The following is a 19,262-nucleotide window of genomic DNA, read 5'->3' on the forward strand; positions in this document are numbered from 1 at the left end:
TCCCGACAAGGCTTTGTATCTTTAATTCAGAAATGAATTATCCTTGTTTTCTGTGCGTACTTTTTGGAGCTGATTTTGCAGCTGAAGTAGCTTTTACTTTTGGTGCAGCAGGTTTCTCTGCTTTTGGAGCTTTTTTAGCTTCTTTTTCAATATTTAGTTCTTCTGCAGGCTCACCATCCAAAGTTTCAGGCTCTGCCTTTACAAAACTTTCAGGAGTAATATATCCCGCTTTATGAAGAACATTGTACCACTGAGCCAATTTCTTGATATCAGAAGAATATACTCTTTCTGTATCATAGTTAGGAAGAGATGCCAACATGAAATCTTTCAGATCTGCATCAGAAGATTTGTGAGAAATAGTTTCCTTATAGTCGTTGTTTTTAGCAATATTTTCAAATACTTCAAACAAAGGAACTTCTTTCTCAAATGTAAACATGGCAATATTATCCAACAAACTTACCTGGCTTGAGTTTCCAATACTTACTTTTTTCTTACTGGTAACATCTTCAATGATGAATCCGTTTCTTAATTGAGAAACTAATTTGTAAAGTCCTGGTTTTCCAGAAATTGAAATTATTTTTTCTAACAGCATAATTTTATTTTTTGTAAATTCTGCAATCAGCCTGAAGCTTTTTGCTTTATATTATTTCTTTTATCCTTGTTTAAATTATTTTGGAAATCTCATTTTGTAACCTATGTTTACGTCACCCTGAGAGATTTTTGTCAGCTTACCTTTTACCAGTTTCTTCTTCAGAGCACTCAGGTGGTCAGTAAACAGTATCCCTTCAATGTGGTCATATTCATGCTGAATTACGCGGGCTCTAATATCGGAAAAAGTTTCTGTATGTTTCACAAAATTTTCGTCATAATATTCAATAACGATTGTACCCTTTCTTTTTACATCTTCTCTTACATCCGGAATAGAAAGACATCCTTCATTGAACTTCCATTCTTCACCTGATTCTTCAAGAATTCTGGCATTGATGAATACTTTCTTGAACTCTGCCAATTCATCTTTAATATCTTCGTAATCCTCATCTTCGGCAAGAGGTGTCACATCTATTATAAATACACGGATATCCAAACCGATCTGAGGCGCTGCAAGACCTATGCCATTTGCGCTGTACATCGTTTCAAACATGTTATCTATCAGTTCCTGTAATTCGGGATAATCTTTGTCTATATCTTTTCCCACTTTTCTCAAAACAGGATCCCCAAAAGCTCTTATCGGTAATATCATCTTAATCTTTGTTCTAAAAAATTCTGCAATATGATGGTTGCACTTACTTTATCTATTAATCCTTTTTCCTGCCTCTTTTTTTTGTTTTTTCCACTTTGAGAAATAAAAAATGAAGCCATTTTGGACGTAAATCTTTCATCAAAACGATGAACCGCAATATCCGAAAATTCTTTTTTAAATTCTTCAATGAATCTTAAAATATCGGTTTCTACTTCCGAAACGTTTCCTTTCAAATCTATGGGAAGCCCAACCACTACTTCATCTACCTTATTTTCACGGAAATATTTTTTCAAAAATTCCATTAAAAAACGGTTCTCCACAGTCTCCAGCCCGCTGGCTATAATCTGCATATCATCTGTTGCTGCGATACCACAACGAGCCTTTCCGTAGTCTATTGCAAGGATTTGTCCCATAAGTCTGCAAATTTAGTAAAATTTACTGATTTTATTCATAACGCAGTTTTTTTATATAAATCATGTTTTATTCCATTATTTTTTTTATAATTTTAATCTTCCAAAAAACAATTATATGAAGAAACTCATCCTCGTAAGACATGCAAAAAGCGACTGGCCGGAGGAAACGGAGGACTTTGACAGACCTTTGGCAGACAAAGGTTTGACAGACGCTATGCATATGTCCAGATTCCTTAAAAACAATAACATTTCCATTGATCACTTTGTGTCCAGCCCCGCGGTACGTGCACTGAATACATGTAAAATTTTCAATCAGGCTTATCAGCTTAACTGTTCTACTGATGAAAAATTGTATAATCCTTCGGAAAGAAGTTTTGAATCTGTAATTTATGATCTGGATGACACCCTGAATTCAGTTGCTTTTTTCTCTCACAATAATGGAATTTCCAATTTTGCCAATTCTATTTCTGAAGATATTTTTCATTTCCCTACCTGCGGAGTCGCTGGTTTTGAAGTAGACTGTGAATCCTGGTCCGAATTTGATGGTGCCAAAAAGAAACTTCTGTTCTTTTATGAACCAGGGAAAATATAACTTCATTTCATTATTTTTTTATGTCACAATACTTATCCTTCTTTTCTCATGTCAGAAACAGAAGAAATCTTATTTTGAATCAGTTGCACTAAATGATATAAAACTCTCCGCTTCTCCAAGGCCAGGAAGCTGGCGGTATAACCATGATGAGCATTTTCAGACATTTGAAGATTTTCAGAAATTAAAAAAGATAAAACCTGAACCCGGGAAAAACACAATTTATCTTCAACCCATCGGAAAATTTAATGAACTTCAGAAAAAAGAAATAGCACTCACCACAGAATATTTAAAAATATATTTCCAGCTGGAAACAAAAATCCTTCCCGTTTTGCCTAATACAATCTTTCCTGAAAACGTCAAAAGAATTTCAAAAGAAGGACAGAAGCAAGTTCTGGCAGGTTATATACTGGACAGCATTCTGATCAAAAGAAAGCCTAAAGATGCTGTAGTACTCATGGGAATTACAGAAAAAGACCTTTTTCCAAAACCGGAATGGAACTATATTTTCGGGCTTGCATCTTATGAAGACGGTGTAGGAGTAACGTCTATGTACAGATTTGCCAATGGTCATTTAACGGATTCCAATTTCAATGAGACCCTTCTAAGACTAATAAAGATCAGTTCCCACGAGATCGGGCATATGTTCGGAATCAGCCATTGTCTGAATGCCAACTGCGTGATGAATGGAACCAATTCACTTTCAGAAACAGATTATCACCTCGCAAGAGCATGCTCATTGTGTCAGAGAAAACTGAATTCCAGCATACATTATGACAACAAGAAAAGACTTCTTGAATTGAAAAATTTCTTTAAAAAGCAACATCTTAATATGGAACTTTCATTAGCACAGCAAGATCTAAACCTTCTTCAGTAAACTAAACTTATATATATTTTACCGACTACACATTCCCCTCCTCCGGAGGGGTGGCAAAAAATTTATTTTTTGACGGGGGGTGAGTTTCGGCTAAAGCCATTATCATTGTAAAAATGAAAAAACGGGCTTTAGCCCGTTCCTATAGAATTGTATCAACACTCATTTTCAATTTATATTAAACATTAGTGTTATCTGTGAATAAATTAGTGTCATTCGTGTTTAAATAATAAAAAAAGAACGAACCTAAGCCCGTTCCTATTGAATATTTTTTTAATATTATTATTTTCTCTTTAAGTCCAGATCATCAAAATCAAAACTGAAATCTGTCACATCAGAAATCGCCTTCAATCTTGCAGATTCTGCCTTTCCGTTTTCGTCATAACTGAAAATAATATAAGCATCTGCGTCATAGCTTCTGTCATCCCATTTGACAATGAAAGAATTGTTGGAATAAGGAAGCAGTTCTCCTTTTAATCTTGGAGAGTTTTTGCATGAAATTCTGTAAGTATTTCCTTGCTGTGAAATTTCTACATCACCAAACCAGACATCATTATAAGTTCCTGTAAACTGTTCTGCTTTTGGCTGAAGAGATTTTTCTTTTTTAAAGGCTTCTGATTTTGCAAAGGCATCTTTCTTTTGTTTATTAAAATCTGCTTCCATCTTAGACATTCTGTCGCCATACGTTTTCAGCCAGTTTCTGTCTGCTACGCCAAGATAAGAATCTTTCACTGTATTGGTAATCGTATTGAAGGCAGCTCCAGACTGTTGGTTCGTCAAGACTACAATTCCCAGTTTCATATCCGGAATTAAAGTAAACTGAGTAACCGTTCCGATCAATCCACCGGTATGCTGTACCTGCTTGTGGCCTTTAACATCACTCAGGAACCACCCTAAACCATATCCATAGAAGCTTGTATCATACGGATTTTTTGCTGCAACTCTATCTGGAATCTGCAGGCTCCAAAGCTGCTGAACATTTTTATCTGAAACTAATTTTTTCCCATCTTTAGTAGTAAAATTGTTTAGCAGACATTCTGCCCAGGTCGTCATATCTTTGATGTTACTCATTATTCCCCCTGCAGCATTTCCTGTTTCATTCCAGTCATGAGGAACAGCTATAGCTTTTCCGTCTACAGGAGCGTGTGCATCAATTTTATTGGCTATAGCTTTTGCTCTGTTATAGCTTCCGAAACTTGAAGTCATTCCTACAGGTTTCATAATTCTCTGCTCAATAAATTCTGCCCAGCTTAATCCGGAAATCCTGTGAATTACTTCTCCGGCCACAATAAACATAATGTTATTGTAATCTAATTTTGTTCTGAAAGGATTTTCAGGTTTCAGGTATCTCACATTATGAACGATATCATTCACTGTCATACTTCCTCCTTCAGGAAAAAACATTAAATCTCCCTGTCCAAGTCCCAATCCTGCTCTGTGCGTGATAAGATCTTTGATCGTTACATTTTGAGAAACGTAGGGATCATACATTTGAAATTCAGGAATATATTTTGAAACTTTATCATCCCAGTTCAGTTTTCCTTCATCTGCTAAAATGGCTAATGCTGTACATGTAAAACCTTTGGAATTGGAAGCAATACCCACCAGTGTATTATCATCCATAGGTTGTTTTGTGGTAAGAGAACGCACTCCAAAGCCTTTGGAATAAATCATTTTCCCGTCTTTTACAATTCCTACGGACATTCCTGGTACATCAAAGGTTTTCAGGGTATTTTGGATCAGTTCATCCAGCTTTTTTTCTTCAACCTGTGCATTGGCCAATCCTACGGTCAAAAGAAAAATGAAAAAAGAAAGTTTCTGTTTCATTGTTTATTTTAATTTTCCCAAATTTACTAAATATTAAGTGATGCTAATTTTAGCAGTGTTAAAACTTTATGATAAATCAGTTGTATTCATGAAAAAGCCTATTTGTATCTGTATTTTCTCTCTTTTCGCTATCAGTGGCATCAAAGCCCAGGACAGAACTGCCAATCCTTTACTTTTACAAACCTGGAATCTCAGTAAAATGGATACTTATATTTATACCTACGAAAAGCAGGATGGTTTTGAAGCAAGAAGAGAAGGAATAAGGTTTCAGAAAAATGGAAAGATCACAGGGAATCTGATTAAATCTACCTTAAGATATGATACCCTGGAAGCCCCTGTTACTAAAAATGAAAAACCAGACCGTTATATCGGGAGCTGGAAAAAAGCCTCAGATTCTACAGTGACTTTGGTATTTCCTTCCAATACGAATATGACCGGTACTTTTGTTATTTCAAAGCTTACGGAGAATCAGCTGAAGCTAAAAAAGGTTTTCAATGCAGCTATAGAAAAGAAACTGGATTCTATCCGAAGAACGAAAAATATTACTGACTGATAATAGTGATTACTTCTGAAAACAATCAGATCTGAGAAGTTTATTAAAGCTTCTTATATTTGCAGTCTTAAAAAATAGTAAAAATGGTATTCAACAGATTATTGGCTTTCTTCTTACTGATAGCAGGATGTAATTTATATTTTTCTCAGGACATCACTATCAAAGATGATAAAGTTTTATTGGATGGAAAGCAGATTCTGAAGGCTGAAAAAATCAACGTTGCCCAATATTCATTTTTTTCCATGAAGGATGATGAAGAGATTCTTCTTTACCGATATATGGATAATGAAACTCCAAGCTATGTAAGTGATGATTATTTTATCCTGAATTTTCTGCCTGAAAAAACAAAAGTAGAATCTACAGATATAGCTAAAATTGCCAATTTTATGAATTCCAAAAAAGGAATGGAAAAGCTGGTAAAATGGTTATTAAAAGAAAGAGTGATCAATCATGACGGAGAGCTGAATCCTGACCGTTTAGCGATATTCAAAGATAAATACCACGAAAATATTACAGAAAGAACCCTAAGATAATGACAAAGATCCTTCTCCTTTCCGATTCCCATTCCTATATTGATGACCGGATCCTGGAATATGCTTCTCAGGCCGACGAAATATGGCACTGCGGAGATTTTGGAAATCTGGATGTCATTGAACAGCTGGAAAAGATAAAACCACTGAAGGGAGTGTACGGGAACATTGATGATGCTAAAATTCAGGCTGAGTTTCCGGAAGTCAACCGTTTCTTTTGTGAAAAGCTGGAAGTTTTGATGATACATATCGGAGGTTATCCCGGAAAATATACTCCACTCACTAAAAAAGAAATAGCAGAAAAAGCTCCGAAATTATTTATCTCAGGGCACTCTCATATTTTGAAAGCCATGTATGATGAGAAAAATAATCTGCTGCACCTCAATCCCGGTGCCTGTGGAAAACAGGGCTGGCATAAAGTAAGAACAATGATGCGCTTTGTGGTAGACGGTGAGGAAATCAAAGATCTGGAAATTATTGAATTAGGACCAAGAGTTTGATGAGTGAAAGCATACGAGTGTTGGAGGGTTTTAGAGTTTTAGGATAGAGGAGCTTGCCTTCAATACATTTTACTTTCTACCTTTGCACTAATATTGGGTTCAGACAAGTCTTAAAAAATTATGAAGATCGGCGATAAGGTTTCGGTAGTAGATGAAGATTTAAGCGGAGTAATTACTTCCGTGAAGGGAAATATTGTCGTTTTTAAGGATGAATATGGTTTCACTCACCAGTATGCAAAAGAAAAACTGGTTCCCAAGGATTCGGATCTTTATGAAAATATCAGAGTAGTAAGAAAAGCAGAACCTAAAAAGATCATTTCTAAGAAACACCAGAAAAATCATTTGGTTTTAGACCTGCATTTTCATAATTTGGTGAAGAATCCCAATGACTATGACAGTTTTGAAAGATTGTTTATTCAAAAGGAAAAACTGATTGAAGTGATTGAATTTTGCAGAAAGAACAACCTGAAGAGACTTGAGATTGTTCACGGTATCGGTGATGGGACCTTACAGAGGATGGTTCGGGATGTATTGGAAAGCCAGGTTAATATTGATTTTTATAATAAGGAAATACTTCACCATCAATCGGGTGCGGTAATGGTAGAATTTCACTAAATTTGCAGCAATTGAAATATGAACGTACTTAATTTACTTTTTACCAAAGACGGATTGATCTGCCAGATTGTAAAGAACAAAAGCATTCTGGAAGAAAAGTCTTATTTCGTTACTGAAGAAACACCAGCCAATCTTATTGAGCAGAAGCTGGATGAAGTTCTTATTAAGCAGCGCTATGACGAGATCCAGGTGATTTCGGCTTTTAATCATTTTACCCTGATGCCGGAAGGTTTTTCTGAGCATGAGACAGGATTTGATCTGATTGCCTTCAACGCTCCTACCGACAGAGAAAAGGAAGAGCTGATGCTTTCTATCAACAAAAAATTCAACATTCAGTTTTATTATACTTTCCCGAAGAATTACTATAAAAAAATAAAAGAGCTGGCCATACCTGTTCATTTTAATTTCTCAGGAGAAAAGTTCCTAAGCTCAATCAATAACAAAACCAATAAAGAAATTCACATTAATCTTTACCATAATCAGTGTGAGTTTTTTGCGATTGACAATAAAAAAATTATTCTTTATAATAACCTGGATGTCAACTCAGAAGTAGATTTCCTTTACTTCATTATGTTTACATTGAGCAAGATAAATTTTGGAATCAACGAGACAAACTTTTATGCTTATGGAGAAACTACGGAAAATGAAACATTCATCTCCGAGCTTCAGAAATTTGTTAAAAATCTGAAAATTGTTTTTGACAATATTCCAAACAAGAATTTTATACTTAATTAGGTTGCAGGCTGTAGGTAACAGGGATTAGAATCCCCAAATAATCACCTGCCGTCTATAATCTATCACCTAAACCCTAACAAAAAATATGTTCAGAATAATATCAGGCAAATGGAAAGCCAAGAAAATTGCCGCTCCTAAAAACTTTGATGTAAGGCCTACCACCGATTTTGCGAAAGAGGCTTTATTCAGCATTCTGGAAAACAAATACGATATGCAGTCGATCTCCGTTCTTGATCTTTTTGCAGGAATTGGCTCTATTACCTTTGAATTTGCTTCCAGAGGATGCAAGAGTGTTACTTCTGTAGAAATGAATCCAAAGCATACGGCATTTATCAACACTACCGCTTCTGAGCTTGATATGGCACTTCAGGTCAATGTGCAGAGAGGTGATGTATTTGACTGGCTTAAAAAATTCAGAAATAAAAAGTCATTTGAGATTGTTTTCTCAGATGCTCCCTTTGAAATGGAAGAGAAAAAATATTATGAACTGATTTCTCTGGTTTTAAACAATAAATACCTGAAAGAAAACGGAGTTCTTATTGTAGAACACCAAAGCCGTATGAAACTGGAGCATCCCAATCTAATAGATACCCGAAAATACGGGAACGTAAGTTTCAGTTTTTTTGAACCGAATAAAGAAGATAATCAGGAACTTTAATTCCTGATTATTTTTTTTGATTTTTCCGGAGCTGTTTTTCCCCAATCTGTAATCGCTTCCAATACGGGAAGAAGAGTTTTTCCAAAGTCAGTTAAGGTATATTCTACCATTAACGGAGGTTTTTCTGTAAACACTTTTCTGTCAATAATATTGTCTTCTTCAAGCTGTTTAAGCTGAAGACTCAATGTCCTTTCCGTAATGGTAGGGATTACTTTTCTTAATTCATTATATCTTTTGGCACCATCTATGAGGTGATATAAAATAACCGCCTTCCATTTTCCACCTATAAACCTCATGGTAACACTCGTACAGCATGGGTATGTTTTATCATCTATTGTATACATTTTTATACTATCCTTTTTTACCGTTATTGCAAAGTTAACAAACTTAAATTAATTTTGTAACTATAAAAATGATAGTATAAAATTATGAACTTTTTAGACAAAATGAAAAACAGGTATACTGTAAAAAAGTATAATCCTCAAGGAAAAATCAGTGAAAAACAGATTGAAGAACTAAAAGAAATCCTGAATCTGAGCCCATCATCCATTAACAGCCAGCCATGGAATTTTATCTTTGTAAATGATCCGGAACTAAAAAAGCAATTGGGTGACAAATCTTATTTTAATAAAGGAAAAGTTTTGGACAGCAACCATGTCATTGTCTTTCAGGTGATCAAAAACATAGAAAACTTTGAGAAGCAGATTGAAGAAAATCTTCCGGAAGGATCTGTGAACTATTACCGGACTATGGTAAAGCCTAAAGGAGAAGATGCAATAAAATCATGGTTGGGACATCAGGTTTATTTATCATTAGGAGTACTACTTTCTGCATGTGCTGCTATGGGAATAGACTCCACACCGATGGAAGGAATTGAACCTGAAGGATATGATGCTATTCTGAATAATGAAAAATATGAAACCTTATTCGCAGTTGCTATCGGACAGAAAGATGAGACAGATACCAATCAGCCAAAGTTTAATCCAAAGACGAGACTGAAAGCTGAAAAAGTAATTGTGGAAGCGTAATTTAAACACAAATTTCACCAATTATTTCACTAAGAACACAAATAAAAGTGAATATTATTTCCTACGAATTTCATAAAGGACACAGATTTCTAGGTACCCTTTAATTCTAAAAGCGTTATCATCTGTGGGATTTGTGAAATCCGTGGGAATTAAATGAAGCATAAAGCTTTATCGAAAATAAATCTTCGTGCCTTAAAAACATGATTTTGTAACGGCAACATGTAACAAATAAAAAAGTCTGCCTCATAGTGAAGCAGACTTTTTTATAATACTTTCAATTCTAAATCTATTGTTTTTCCAAAAAACTTCTTAGAGATCTTTTCAAAATTCTTGGTAAGATCGGAAAGGTAGAAGTGATAATTCGGTTTGGGATTGTTATCATTTAAAAGATTGTATTTATCCAGAATAATCTTCAGATGATTGGCTACAATATTCGGAGAGTCAATAACACGAACTCTGTTTCCGTAATACTGCTTGATTTCATCAATGAGAAGAGGATAATGGGTACAACCCAAGATGAGTGTTTCAATATTTTTTAATTTACTGTTGCTTAAATAATTATAAATAATAGCATGGGTGATAGGATGGTTTTTAAATCCTTCTTCAATAGCAGGAACCAATAATGGTGTTGCCAATTCATCTACTTTGATCCACTTATTATGCTTTCGGATGCTTTTTTTATAAAGCCCTGAATTCACAGTTGCTTTGGTAGCAATCACTCCTACATTAGTATGGATTTCATAAGATACTTTTTCGGCAACAGGATTAATAACGTCTATGACCGGAACTTTCCCTGCAACAGACTGCATTACTTCGTTTAAAGCATTAGCTGTTGCCGTATTACAGGCAATCACAATGGCTTTACAGTTCTGCTCCAGCAGAAAATTGGTAATCTTTGTAGAATATTCAATAATGGCTTCCTTGGATTTTTCTCCGTAAGGAAGGTGCTTTGTATCTCCAAAGTAAATCAGATCTTCGTTAGGCAGAAGTCTTTTAATTTCTTTGGCAACGGTAAGGCCTCCCACCCCGCTATCGAAAATTCCGATAGGCTGGCTTGGTGAAAGATGTGAATAATCTTGTTTTTTAGTTTTCAAATGAACTGAAATTTTATACAAAAATAGTGAATTTTATGGCATATCTGTATACATACAAACATTATACAATAAACAAATCTGAGGCAATTCCGTCTGCCATAAACCAATGTTTTTCAGGAATTTTCAAATGATCATTTTCAACGATTAAAATACCTTCTTCTAGTTTTGTTTTGATTTCTGTCTGAAAATGTTCCAGCAATCGATCTGAAAATTTATTTTTTAAGCTCGTAAGATCCACCCCCCAGATAGTACGTAGGCCAATCATGATCATTTCATTGAACTGATCTTCCTTAGAGAGAATTTCTTCTTCTTTGGCTAACAATTTATCATTAAGCTTTTTAATGTATTGCTGGTTATTAGCCACATTCCAGCTTCTGACATCAAAGCCGTTATAAGAATGTGCTGAAGGTCCTATTCCCAGATATTCCTGGTATTTCCAATAGGAAGAATTATGACGGGAATAGAATCCCGGTTTTGCGAAATTGGAAACTTCATAGTGCTCAAAGCCGTTATCTTTTAAAAAGTCAGATAAATAATAGAATTCTCTGTTCTGTTCTTCTTCTTTTGGACTTTTTACTTTTCCTTTTGAAATCCAGTTTTCCAAAGCTGTTTTAGGCTCAACTGTCAAAGCATAAGACGAAATATGAGGAACTTCCAACGCAATTGTTTTATTCAGATTTTCTTTCCAGATCTCAAGATTGGAGGTTGGTGAACCGTAGATCAAATCAATACTCAGGTTTTCAAAGCCAAAATCCTGTGCCCGTTTGATAGAGCCTTCTGCCTCGGAAGCAGTGTGTGCTCTGTTCATTAATTTTAGATCCTCTTCAAAAAAACTTTGGGTACCAATAGACAATCTGTTCACTGGTGTTCCAGCTAGCTGCTTTAAAAAACTTTTATCTAAATCATCCGGATTGGCTTCCAGCGTAATTTCAATATCTTTTTCAAAACTGAAATACCGTAACGCCTCATCAATTAAGGAATTGATTTCATCAACGGAAAGAATAGAAGGTGTTCCCCCACCAAAATACAGGGATTTCAGAGTTCTGTTCTGTAATTCATCTTTTCTGAGCATCAGTTCAGTTTTCATTGCACGAAGCATCTCATCCTTGAAATTCAGGGATGTTGAAAAGTGGAAATTGCAATAACTGCATTTTTGTTTACAGAACGGAATGTGAATATATATCATAAAAAAAGCTCTGAAATTTTTCAGAGCTCAAATTTATTTAAATTAAATTAATTAGTATCTAAATCCTCTAGCATTAATAAAGTTGTCAAAGTTATAACCAAGACCAATCATGAAGCTGTTTCCACCATAGCTCTGGATATCAGATATTCCAAGGTTATAAGTTGCTCCGATCATAAATTTGTTGAATCTCACTTTTACAATTGGAGAGATACTCAGGTTCTGATTATCAAATCTGTTCTGAACCGTTCTGTAGCTTACCCCGAAAGAGAATGCATTGATATCGTTAGAGAATGTAGCCATAAGGTTCCAGTCTATCATTCTCGTTGAGTTTGTATTAAGGTTGATCAATGCTGAGGGTGCAATTGTAATATTATCAGCAATATTCCAGTTATATCCTAAGTTTAAGAAGAATTTAATTGGAGAAGGCTCGTAGTTGTTTACGATAGAAGCATCATTACTTAATGCGATATCATTTACGGAAACACCCCCGAATAACCCTCTGTAGGTAGCAGCCAAACCGAAGTTTGCATACACCATGAAGATATTACTTTCTTCACCTCTCAACAATGGGTCGCCTCCTTCTTCAGTATTAATTTTAGAATAATCAAAGTTCATGTTATAGAAGTTAACACTTGTACCGAAAGAGAACTGGTCTTTTCTATCTCCTTCACTACTTAGAGGAATAAAATATGAAGCACCAGCTGTGATTCCCCCTGCAGAAATAGGTCCATTACTATCTCTGAATACGGAAATACCAGCACCTACTCTATCAAAGATATTCGCATTAATCCCGATTGACTGTACATTCGGAGAATTGTTGAACTTTGAAAATTGTTGTTGATAATTGGCGTTGAGCTGTACGTAATCTGTTTTTCCGTATTGAGCTGGGTTGAACAGGAACTCACCATCCAAAAGATATTGCTGATAGTATGGTAGTGATTCTTGTGCTTTGTATGCATTTGACAAAAGAGCTAAACATACGATAGCATATAGTTTTCTCATAACAAATCTTGATTTCAATTCAACAAATATAAAAAAATTCTCAATATATTTTTAGTTTTCCAAATAATTTCTCCATTTTTTTACAGCATCCGCCATATCTTTGGGCATTGGGCTCTCAAAATATAATTCCTTTTTAGTCGTTGGGTGTATAAATCCGAGGGTATGGGCATGAAGGGCATGTCTTGGTAAAATTTCAAAAACATTTTTAATAAATTGTTTGTATTTAGGAAGATTTACCCCTCTTAAAGGAGTGTGTCCTTCATATCTTTCATCATTAAACAAAGTATGACCAATATGTCTGAAATGCGCCCTGATCTGATGGGTTCTTCCCGTTTCAAGTTTACATTCTACCCATGTCATGTATTTGAATCTTTCAAGGACTTTATAATGGGTTACAGCGTGTTTCCCCTGGCTGCCATCTTCATAAACAGACATCTGCATTCTGTTTTTAGGATGTCTTCCGATATGGCCTCTGATTGTACCTTCTTCATCCTGAGGGTTTCCCCATACAAAAGCCCAGTACAGTCTTTTGGTTGTTCTGTTGAAGAATTGTTTTGCCAGAAAGCTCAACGCATACTCATTCTTGGCGATCACCAGCAGTCCGGATGTATCTTTATCAATCCTGTGAACAAGCCCTACTCTATCAAGATCAGACTTTGCTCCATTCTTTTCAAAATGGAAAGCCAGCGCATTCACCAATGTTCCGTCCCAGTTTCCGAATCCCGGGTGTACCACCATTCCGGCTTCTTTATCCACTACCACAAGATCATCATCTTCATAAATAATATTTACAGGGATATCCTGCGGAATAATGACATTCTCTCTTGGAGGATGGGTAAGCAGTACCGAAATCTGATCTCCCGGTTTCACACGGTAATTCTGTTTCACCGGAGTACCGTTCACTACAACGTTTCCTGCTCTGCAGGTTTGTGAAATTTTATTCCTTGAAGAATTCTGTCTGTAGATCAAAAGGAACTTATCAATTCTTAATGGCTCCTGTTTGCTGTCAACAGTGATATTAAGATGTTCATACAATCCCTTATTTTCCTCGTCAATATCGATGTTTTCAATACTGTTGGAATCTAATAATTCTTCATCTAAAAAATCTTCGTTATCTTCTGACATTGTTTTATATTTTTTACACAAAAGGCCTCAACATTTTGCAGTTGAAGCCTGTATTTTTGATATTAATCTGATCTTATTCTACGACTACCTTCTTAGCTTTTGGCTTTTGAACAGGCTGTTGTGTCGTTGTGGAAGCAGCTGGTTTAGCTGTGTGTCCTGTAGCAGGGGCAGCAGTAGAAGTTTTAGGCTTCTCTGTTCCTGAAGCTGCAGGTTTAGAAATCGTTGTCTGAGTCTTAGGAGTCTCAGTTTTTGGCACTTCTGGTTTTGGAGTTTCTCTTCTAGGTACCGGAGCAGGGACTACGGGCGCATCATAACTTGGCTCATTATGTACTTCTTCATATCGTACCGGAGGAAGTGAAGTATCCACCTTCATACGGTAAATAGAATTCAGCTGCTCTATTTTTGCTCTTAATTCTGCCGGAGTTTTCTTACTGGCCCAAAGGTCAATCTGCATTCCCTGGTCACGAACATCCCCTGAAGCAGGATCCTGATAATAAATAATATCCGATTCGTCTGTGCTTCCATCTTCATGCTCTACCAATCCAACTTCAAACATACTTTTAGTAATGACAGCTCTGGCTTCTTTTACCGTAAGCCCTACTACATTTGGAATAGAAATATTTCTCATAGGTCCTGATCCTACTACTACATCAATAACTGAGAATCTAGGTAAACGTGCCCCTGGATTTACAGCATTTCCTTTATATAAAATTCTTAAAAGGGCATCCTTCTGAATACTCGGTTCATAAATGGTATCTCCAATTTTAAGACCCACCTGATCCAGTCTCTGGAATGCCAGCCCTGAATATTTATTGATAACATCCGGAACGGCAATCGGAGCCCATGTTCTCGGGTTTACTGTAAGGTGTACTGTTCTTCCGTCCTTTACACGGGAACCCGGTGCAGGATAAACCTGAAGAACCTGGAAGGGTCTGTATTTAGGATTATAGTTGGCACTGTCTACTTCATATTCCAATCCTGTATCATCTAAAATTTTAACAGCGTCATGTATAGATTTATTAACAATATTAGGAACAGGTATTTCCTGACCATGATTTGTATGGTGTTCCAACCAGCGAAATGTGAGCCATACCAACCCTGCAAAAACACCGATGGCTATTACTAAATTCAGTAAAACTTTCCAATTGAAAAGTGATTTAAGCATACTTAAAAATACTTTAATTATAACCGCAAATATAGCTAATAATTTTAGAATGGACTTTTTATTTAACACAATTCATTTTTGATCTTAAAATTTGCCGATTTCCCATATTGCATTACATAAAATGTTTAAATTTGCCTTAATTGATACTATATGGTTATGAACAAAAAAAGTGTTGCCGTAGTAATGGGAGGCTATTCTGATGAATATGTCGTTTCTTTAAAAAGCGGACAATTGATTTATGATTCTTTAGACAGAAATCTCTATGATGTATATAAAGTAGTAGTCCTTAAAGATGAATGGTATTTTTTAGGAGAAAATGATAAAAAATACGAGATCAACAGGGGGGATTTTTCTGTAACATTAGATAATGGAGAAACCTTAAAGTTTGATGCCTGCTTCAATATCATCCATGGAACTCCGGGAGAAAACGGAATTCTTCAGGCATACTGGGATGCAATAGGTCAAAAATATACAGGGTGTGATTTTTACCAGAGTGCTCTTACTTTCAATAAAAAAGATACTCTTGCCGTATTATCAAAGTATGGAATTCCTTCCGCGAAAAGCATCTATTTAAGAAAAGGGGAAGAAATCAATGTAGATGAGATTGTATCAGAATTAAATCTTCCGTTATTTGTAAAACCCAACCAATCCGGATCTTCTCTGGGAATCTCTAAAGTAAAAGAAAAATCTGAACTGATTGCCGCTACTGAAATTGCATTCAAAGAAGATAATGAAATTCTGATTGAAAGTTTCTTAGATGGAATGGAAGTTTCTGTGGGAGTTATTGATTTTAAAGGAGAAACTATCGTTCTGGGAATTACAGAAATTGTTCCTACCAATGAATTTTTCGATTATGAAGCCAAATATGAAGGTGCTTCTGAAGAAATTACCCCAGCAAGAATTGATGACGAAACCACAAAAAGAGTGGAAGAAATTGCTAAAAGAGCATACAATTCATTAGGAATGAGCGGTTTTTCAAGAAGTGAATATATTTTAATGAATGGAATTCCTTATATGCTTGAAATGAATACCAATCCGGGATTCTCTCCTGCAAGTATTCTTCCACAACAGGCAAAACACTATGGAATTTCTATTATGGATCTTTGTGGAAATGAAGTTGAAAAAGCCCTTAATAAATAATATAGAAGTTAGAAATTAGAGGTTAGAAGTTAGATACAAAATCCATGGCTTTTAACGGATAATTTACAATTCAAAATCATAACTCGTACAACATGAAAATTGCTGTTTTCCCAGGGTCATTTGACCCGATTACACTAGGACATTACGATATTATAGAAAGAGCAGCCCCGCTATTTGATAAATTAATCATCGCCATAGGGCAGAATTCTCAAAAGAAATATATGTTCCCTCTTGAAAAAAGAATGGAATTTATCCAGAATTCCGTAGCAGAATTTCCCAATGTGGAAGTAGATTCATTTGAAGGCTTAACGGTAGACTACTGTTTTGAAAAAAATGCCCAATACATTATCAGAGGGTTAAGAAACCCTGCCGATTTTGAATTTGAAAAAGCGATAGCTCATACCAACAGAACTTTAGCCCACAAAAAACTGGAAACAGTATTTTTACTGACCTCTTCAGGGAAATCTTTCATCAGCAGCAGCATCGTAAGGGAAATTATCACCCACGGCGGTGAGTATGAACTGATGGTTCCTGACTCGGTGAGAGTGGAGAGATAAATATATAAGTAATGAGCAATAAATGATGAATAATTTTGATAGGATAGATTTTAACCAGATTTTCAGAGAAAGAACAAAAACCTTTTCTATTGCTATCATTAAAACACTTTCTTCATTACCCTATTCGGACGATATTTCAATAATAAGGAAACAAATTATCCGATCAGCCACTTCTGTAGCAGCCAATTACAGAGCGGTATCCCGGGCCAGATCAGAGAAAGAAAAATTCGCTAAAATGTGCATAGTAGTCGAAGAAATTGATGAAACTTAACTTTGGCTTGAAATTATTGAAGAATTAGAATATTTAAATCCGGAAAAAATTTTACATTTAAAAGCAGAATGTGAAGAACTTGTAAAGGTTATGACTAAATATAAGTTTAAACTTTCTCAAATTTAAATGGCATAATTTTTATTATTCATTGCTCATTACTTATCATTCATACTTATAATAGATATGCACGAACAGTTCAATTTTGCCATAGAAGTCCTGGGGACCATTGCTTTTTCCATGTCTGGAAGTTTTGCAGCCATGCAGAAACGGCTTGATCCGTTCGGAGTGCTTATTATTGCATTTGTAACTTCTGTGGGAGGTGGAACTGTAAGAGATCTTTTGCTTGATATTCCTGTATTCTGGATGCATGATATTCTGATGTGTACCCTGATCCTGGTGACCAGCATTTTTTCGATGATATTCAAATCTCTTGAGAAAAACTTTAAAGTAACCTTGTTTATCTTCGACAGCTTTGGTCTTGGATTATTTACTATTATCGGAGTTCAGAAAGGTCTAAATGCGGGTATACATCCTATGATCTGTATTGCATTAGGAACCATAACAGGCTGTTTCGGAGGGATTATCCGGGATATATTGCTCAACAGGATTCCTTTGATATTCAGAAAGGAAATTTATGCTACAGCATGTATTGTGGGAGGAGCGGCATTTCTCCTGATGACCAAATACACTCCGCTTTCTTATACTTTTGTACAGGTTTTTACCATTATACTGATTGTTGCCATCCGAACATTTGCTGTCAAATACCATTGGCAGATGCCTAAATTTTATGGTTATGATCAGAACTCAGAAATGTAAAATATATTTTCACAGATATAAAAAAAGCACCTTTTTCAGGTGCTTTTTATCTTATTTTTTTCTGATTAGAAGAATTTCCCTCTGTTTCTCATATTAGGATTGTGCATATGCTTCTGCATGGTTGGCATCTTCAGCTGATCTTTCATCATTTTGATCTGATCCGTCATCATTCCAGCGCTGTCTAATCTTTTGGCTTCTTCCAGTAATTTCTGCCCTTCCTGTTTTCTTCCTTTAGAAATAGCTGCTGCTGCAAGATTTAAAGTAGCCATCGCTCTGTCATGTTTCATATTCAAACCATATTCCAAAGCTTTCTTCATGAAAGGTTCTACTTTTGCCGGGTGATCCTGAGCTTGTGTTAGTCCTAGTAAATAGTGAAAATATCCATATTGGGTTTTATGAAGCTGTCCTTTGTAATCAGTTATTTTAGACAACCACTCGCCGGCTTTTTCCATATTTTGTTTTCTTAGTTGCCAGAATGCCAATAGGATATATTCATTTTTAAAGAATAATAAGATCGGGATTGCAGCTAAAAGAAAAACAACAATACCCCATCCAAGATTTCTTGTGAAAATCATCAGATAAAGTCCTGCCAGGATAAGAAGTGCCGCTATTGCAATTTTTATGTATTTATTCATTATTAAATTTTAGAAGTGCAAAGATAATAAATTTAGAGCTTAAAGTTCAAAAAGTCAGTGGTGAATGGTCAATTCGCTACGCTTGTTAATTTTGTACCTGTGAGAAATTCACTATTCACTTTGCGAAGCAAAAATTCACTATTGACATTTATGCTTCTTTTTTAATTTTTTCAAACGTCTGGAAGCAGAAATCATAGCCGTTCTTTTCATCTTTATCATGACAGATTTCGTTTGTTTTTTTCCAGATTTTCGGATCTATTTTCGGAAAGAATGTATCTGCTTCAAGATCTGCTTTCACTAAAGTAACCTCCAGTTTATCTACTACATCCATAGTCTGCTCATAAATATTTCCTCCACCGATAACAAAAACTTCTTCATCAATCTTTTTAGCAAACTTCAATGCTTCCTTAATGCTTCCTACAATAAGGATTCCTTCCTCAAACCAGTCTTTTTTTCTTGACACAACAATATTGGTACGATTCGGAAGAGGTTTCCCAATACTTTCATATGTTTTTCTTCCCATTATAATCGGATGCCCTGAAGTAATATCTTTAAAATGTTTTAAATCTTTAGGAAGATGCCAAAGCAACTGATTATCAAAACCAATTTCATTTTTCTCTCCCATTGCCACCACTATTGTTGTCATTCAAATAATTTTTTACAAAATTAGCACATAATTTGTATATTTGGTTAGCACAAAAAATTTAAA

The 19,262-nt window shown here is 35.4% G+C and carries 25 protein-coding genes; 13 read left to right on the top strand and 12 right to left on the bottom strand.

Annotated elements, in window-relative coordinates; translation table 11 throughout:
* Nucleotides 1-37: 37 nt before the first annotated feature.
* From SFA27_RS19545 to ruvX, 3 genes are all read right to left on the bottom strand, one after another.
* Nucleotides 38-592, bottom strand: a complete 555-nt coding sequence (locus SFA27_RS19545; protein WP_047377741.1) for a DUF5606 domain-containing protein — start codon at nt 590-592, stop codon at nt 38-40.
* 75 nt (nt 593-667) lie between these two features.
* Nucleotides 668-1,240 carry a peptide deformylase gene (def, locus tag SFA27_RS19550; protein ID WP_047377740.1) on the bottom strand — a complete coding sequence of 191 codons (573 nt, stop codon included), beginning with the start codon at nt 1,238-1,240 and terminating at the stop codon, nt 668-670.
* Nucleotides 1,237-1,653: a Holliday junction resolvase RuvX gene (gene ruvX / locus SFA27_RS19555; protein ID WP_407294368.1), complete on the bottom strand. Its 417-nt coding sequence runs from the start codon at nt 1,651-1,653 to the stop codon at nt 1,237-1,239. Before ruvX ends, def begins: the two co-directional genes overlap by 4 nt.
* 115 nt (nt 1,654-1,768) lie before the next feature.
* Here ruvX and SFA27_RS19560 point away from each other — a divergent pair, with 115 nt between their 5' ends.
* Nucleotides 1,769-2,245: a histidine phosphatase family protein gene (locus SFA27_RS19560; RefSeq protein WP_047377738.1), complete on the top strand. Its 477-nt coding sequence runs from the start codon at nt 1,769-1,771 to the stop codon at nt 2,243-2,245.
* On the top strand, nt 2,226-3,119 hold the full coding sequence (locus SFA27_RS19565) for a Zn-dependent protease (RefSeq protein ID WP_407294371.1): 894 nt from the start codon (nt 2,226-2,228) through the stop codon (nt 3,117-3,119). Before SFA27_RS19560 ends, SFA27_RS19565 begins: the two co-directional genes overlap by 20 nt.
* A gap of 279 nt (nt 3,120-3,398) precedes the next feature.
* On the opposite strand, the gene SFA27_RS19570 is transcribed toward SFA27_RS19565, so the two are convergent.
* Nucleotides 3,399-4,943: a serine hydrolase gene (locus SFA27_RS19570; RefSeq protein WP_407294373.1), complete on the bottom strand. Its 1,545-nt coding sequence runs from the start codon at nt 4,941-4,943 to the stop codon at nt 3,399-3,401.
* 88 nt (nt 4,944-5,031) lie between these two features.
* On the opposite strand from SFA27_RS19570, the gene SFA27_RS19575 reads away from it, so the two are divergent.
* The 6 genes from SFA27_RS19575 to rsmD all read left to right on the top strand — a co-directional run bounded on the left by SFA27_RS19575 (nt 5,032) and on the right by rsmD (nt 8,534).
* On the top strand, nt 5,032-5,496 hold the full coding sequence (locus SFA27_RS19575; RefSeq protein ID WP_407294375.1) for a hypothetical protein: 465 nt from the start codon (nt 5,032-5,034) through the stop codon (nt 5,494-5,496).
* An 83-nt stretch (nt 5,497-5,579) separates the two neighbouring features.
* Nucleotides 5,580-6,029, top strand: coding sequence for a hypothetical protein (locus tag SFA27_RS19580; RefSeq protein WP_407294377.1), 450 nt, complete (start codon nt 5,580-5,582; stop codon nt 6,027-6,029).
* The gene (locus SFA27_RS19585) at nt 6,029-6,526 is read left to right on the top strand and encodes a metallophosphoesterase (RefSeq protein WP_264519178.1); all 498 of its coding nucleotides are present in this window, start codon (nt 6,029-6,031) and stop codon (nt 6,524-6,526) included. Before SFA27_RS19580 ends, SFA27_RS19585 begins: the two co-directional genes overlap by 1 nt.
* Nucleotides 6,527-6,646: 120 nt before the next feature.
* Nucleotides 6,647-7,141 (top strand): Smr/MutS family protein, encoded by a 495-nt coding sequence (locus tag SFA27_RS19590; RefSeq protein WP_213278066.1) that lies wholly within the window; start codon nt 6,647-6,649, stop codon nt 7,139-7,141.
* Nucleotides 7,142-7,159: 18 nt separating this feature from the next.
* Entirely contained in the window at nt 7,160-7,876 is a 717-nt protein-coding gene (locus tag SFA27_RS19595; protein WP_047377732.1) for a DUF3822 family protein, read from the top strand.
* A gap of 85 nt (nt 7,877-7,961) precedes the next feature.
* On the top strand, nt 7,962-8,534 hold the full coding sequence (rsmD, locus tag SFA27_RS19600) for a 16S rRNA (guanine(966)-N(2))-methyltransferase RsmD (RefSeq protein WP_407294380.1): 573 nt from the start codon (nt 7,962-7,964) through the stop codon (nt 8,532-8,534).
* On the opposite strand, the gene SFA27_RS19605 is transcribed toward rsmD, so the two are convergent.
* Entirely contained in the window at nt 8,531-8,878 is a 348-nt protein-coding gene (locus tag SFA27_RS19605; RefSeq protein ID WP_047377729.1) for a helix-turn-helix domain-containing protein, read from the bottom strand. The two genes, rsmD and SFA27_RS19605, sit on opposite strands and share 4 nt — an antisense overlap.
* 84 nt (nt 8,879-8,962) lie before the next feature.
* Here SFA27_RS19605 and SFA27_RS19610 point away from each other — a divergent pair, with 84 nt between their 5' ends.
* Nucleotides 8,963-9,562, top strand: a complete 600-nt coding sequence (locus SFA27_RS19610) for a nitroreductase family protein (RefSeq protein WP_407294382.1) — start codon at nt 8,963-8,965, stop codon at nt 9,560-9,562.
* 263 nt (nt 9,563-9,825) lie between these two features.
* Here SFA27_RS19610 and murI read toward each other — a convergent pair whose 3' ends face one another.
* The 5 genes from murI to SFA27_RS19635 form a co-directional block, all read right to left on the bottom strand.
* On the bottom strand, nt 9,826-10,656 hold the full coding sequence (gene murI / locus SFA27_RS19615) for a glutamate racemase (protein WP_047377727.1): 831 nt from the start codon (nt 10,654-10,656) through the stop codon (nt 9,826-9,828).
* A gap of 61 nt (nt 10,657-10,717) precedes the next feature.
* Complete coding sequence (gene hemW, locus SFA27_RS19620; protein WP_407294384.1) at nt 10,718-11,842, bottom strand: radical SAM family heme chaperone HemW; 1,125 nt, start codon at nt 11,840-11,842, stop codon at nt 10,718-10,720.
* A 51-nt stretch (nt 11,843-11,893) separates the two neighbouring features.
* Complete coding sequence (locus tag SFA27_RS19625) at nt 11,894-12,844, bottom strand: PorP/SprF family type IX secretion system membrane protein (RefSeq protein ID WP_047377725.1); 951 nt, start codon at nt 12,842-12,844, stop codon at nt 11,894-11,896.
* A gap of 51 nt (nt 12,845-12,895) precedes the next feature.
* Nucleotides 12,896-13,969, bottom strand: a complete 1,074-nt coding sequence (locus SFA27_RS19630; protein ID WP_047377724.1) for an RluA family pseudouridine synthase — start codon at nt 13,967-13,969, stop codon at nt 12,896-12,898.
* A gap of 73 nt (nt 13,970-14,042) precedes the next feature.
* On the bottom strand, nt 14,043-15,134 hold the full coding sequence (locus SFA27_RS19635; protein ID WP_407294387.1) for a PASTA domain-containing protein: 1,092 nt from the start codon (nt 15,132-15,134) through the stop codon (nt 14,043-14,045).
* 156 nt (nt 15,135-15,290) lie between these two features.
* On the opposite strand from SFA27_RS19635, the gene SFA27_RS19640 reads away from it, so the two are divergent.
* The 4 genes from SFA27_RS19640 (at nt 15,291) to SFA27_RS19655 (ending at nt 17,918) form a co-directional block, all read left to right on the top strand.
* Nucleotides 15,291-16,274, top strand: a complete 984-nt coding sequence (locus tag SFA27_RS19640) for a D-alanine--D-alanine ligase (protein WP_047377875.1) — start codon at nt 15,291-15,293, stop codon at nt 16,272-16,274.
* Between the two features lie 92 nt (nt 16,275-16,366).
* Nucleotides 16,367-16,831 (top strand): pantetheine-phosphate adenylyltransferase, encoded by a 465-nt coding sequence (gene coaD, locus SFA27_RS19645; protein WP_047098871.1) that lies wholly within the window; start codon nt 16,367-16,369, stop codon nt 16,829-16,831.
* Nucleotides 16,832-16,853: 22 nt separating this feature from the next.
* A complete protein-coding gene (locus tag SFA27_RS19650; RefSeq protein WP_407294390.1) occupies nt 16,854-17,102 on the top strand; it encodes a four helix bundle protein in 249 nt (82 codons plus the stop codon).
* Between the two features lie 183 nt (nt 17,103-17,285).
* The gene (locus SFA27_RS19655) at nt 17,286-17,918 is read left to right on the top strand and encodes a trimeric intracellular cation channel family protein (protein ID WP_047377721.1); all 633 of its coding nucleotides are present in this window, start codon (nt 17,286-17,288) and stop codon (nt 17,916-17,918) included.
* Between the two features lie 65 nt (nt 17,919-17,983).
* Here the strand turns inward: SFA27_RS19655 and SFA27_RS19660 are convergent, their stop codons facing one another.
* Nucleotides 17,984-18,553, bottom strand: a complete 570-nt coding sequence (locus SFA27_RS19660; RefSeq protein WP_149388540.1) for a DUF2892 domain-containing protein — start codon at nt 18,551-18,553, stop codon at nt 17,984-17,986.
* Nucleotides 18,554-18,701: 148 nt separating this feature from the next.
* Nucleotides 18,702-19,199: a dihydrofolate reductase gene (locus SFA27_RS19665; RefSeq protein ID WP_047377719.1), complete on the bottom strand. Its 498-nt coding sequence runs from the start codon at nt 19,197-19,199 to the stop codon at nt 18,702-18,704.
* Nucleotides 19,200-19,262: the final 63 nt, after the last annotated feature.

Origin of the sequence: Chryseobacterium sp. HR92 (assembly GCF_045689405.1) — a bacterium.
GTDB lineage: Bacteria > Bacteroidota > Bacteroidia > Flavobacteriales > Weeksellaceae > Chryseobacterium > Chryseobacterium viscerum_A.